Source organism: Vibrio sp. OPT46, from assembly GCF_015163535.1.
Lineage (GTDB): Bacteria > Pseudomonadota > Gammaproteobacteria > Enterobacterales > Vibrionaceae > Vibrio > Vibrio alginolyticus.
Genome location: NZ_JADDYG010000358.1, coordinates 56270 through 57898 on the forward strand (window position 1 = coordinate 56270; position 1629 = coordinate 57898).

Annotated in this window: 3 protein-coding genes; all 3 read right to left on the bottom strand. The window is 42.2% G+C overall.

What is annotated here, in order from left to right:
- Positions 1-40: 40 nt before the first annotated feature.
- On the bottom strand, positions 41-259 hold the full coding sequence (locus IQR33_RS16310; RefSeq protein ID WP_017634917.1) for a hypothetical protein: 219 nt from the start codon (positions 257-259) through the stop codon (positions 41-43).
- A 48-nt stretch (positions 260-307) separates the two neighbouring features.
- Entirely contained in the window at positions 308-688 is a 381-nt protein-coding gene (locus IQR33_RS16315) for a hypothetical protein (RefSeq protein WP_005377611.1), read from the bottom strand.
- A 210-nt stretch (positions 689-898) separates the two neighbouring features.
- Positions 899-1312 (bottom strand): NUDIX hydrolase, encoded by a 414-nt coding sequence (locus tag IQR33_RS16320; RefSeq protein ID WP_132936671.1) that lies wholly within the window; start codon positions 1310-1312, stop codon positions 899-901.
- Between the last annotated feature and the right edge of the window lie 317 nt (positions 1313-1629).

Below are 1629 nucleotides of genomic sequence, written 5' to 3' on the forward strand. Positions count from 1 at the left end.
TGTTAAACACTACTTCATCCTCATGATGTGTAAGAACAGATTAGTTTTCTGCTAGCTGACGCTTTTTGTTTAACTGAGTAATACCAACAAATAAACCAACAACACCAAGCACTGCACATGCCAAAGCATTGGTGTTCATTACTTGCTGTGCCTCTATTGAGCTGTATAGAAAAGCAAAGCTGAAGAAAGTGGTGGCAAAGCTCAAACCTGTCAGTACGCTGAAACCAGCAAAACTGGCCAAGTCTTTAAAATCGTTCATAACGAGTCCCTGTTTACAATCCTTAATCGAGTGTTGTGAAAATAATAATTAACGAAATATTTGGCGCGATTGACTATGTTTTCGCGCATTCCATAACCAGATAGATACCCCAAATGAGAACCCTAAAAACAGTGTCTTCATTTGTAGGGCGACGTTGTTATCTAATATTTCTAATGTATAGTGAGCGTGGGAACTAAAGATAACATTGGTTATAAGAATCAATAACATAACGACTAGGCCAGAGCGGCGATGCTTGACCAATAGATACGCTGCTAATAAGTCCAATAGTCCCAAAGCGCTCCAATACATATTCAACCAGCGTGGCGCAAAATCGTAAGGTAAAAAGCCACCAACAATGTTGTCATAAAGATGAACCACTCCGCCAACTGTCATAAAAAGGCATAAGAGAAACACGACGAATTTATCCATTACCGTTTCCTTATCTGAATGAATGAGCAAAGCATATAGAAGTCACTTAAACATTTGTAATCTCATCGCCATTTTTGAGATCGACAGTGCCATTATCAACACGATGAGAACAGTAACGGCTACTCTACCTTCTTTATTTGCTTCTAGTAGAAGCATAGTGTTTGCTTTGTCATTGTCCCAAATCCGCCAATGCAACGACAGAATCCTCCTTTAAATCACGCCTTGGTTTAGCAACTCTCGTACCTTTTCCAGCCCGCGCTGAAACACAGTATGTGCATTCGCGGGAAGGCCGCTCTCGACATCGTGCCAGAAGAACGCGAAATCATGTCCACCATCGTCTTGCGTATGAAACAGCCATGAATTAGCGAGATCAGCACACTCACACAAAACAAAATGCCATGCTTGATTTTGAAAGCCACTGTCCCATGAGCATAAATATCGTGCGGAACGAACATGTGTGATACCAGACTCCTCAGCGAGCTCCCGCTTGGCCGCTATGATGTAACTCTCATCAAACACTTCAACAGTGCCCTTGACGAGCTGAACACCCGCCAACGGATGTTTAAAAAGTAGGATCTCTTGATTTTGATTACGTAGAACGACGGGGCAAACTTTATCGACCACAAAACCACTCCTTCTTATGGCTTTAGCTTTCTCTGGATATAAAAAAATCGCATGAAGCTGCATGATTCATTCCTTTGAATTCTGGCGACATTCTAGTCAACGAGTCCCTCGAACAAAGCATTAACATCACGTTGTGATAACTAAACCCTTTAGAAATGAACGAGATGAGATGTAACTCACTTTTGCGATGCAAATAGGAGCCATTAAATGAGTAGCCGTAGTAAATTACCACCTTCTAAAGAAGGTGGCTTTGTATGAGCCCCCTAAAAGGGGGCCTTTGTTTCGTCCAGCGCCAATTGCTGCTGCTCTACTCGCTC

Coding starts and splice junctions, on each gene's coding strand:
- IQR33_RS16310 (WP_017634917.1), bottom strand. CDS start 259: ATGAACGATTTTAAAGACTTGGCCAGTTTTGCTGGTTTCAGCGTACTG.
- IQR33_RS16315 (WP_005377611.1), bottom strand. CDS start 688: ATGGATAAATTCGTCGTGTTTCTCTTATGCCTTTTTATGACAGTTGGC.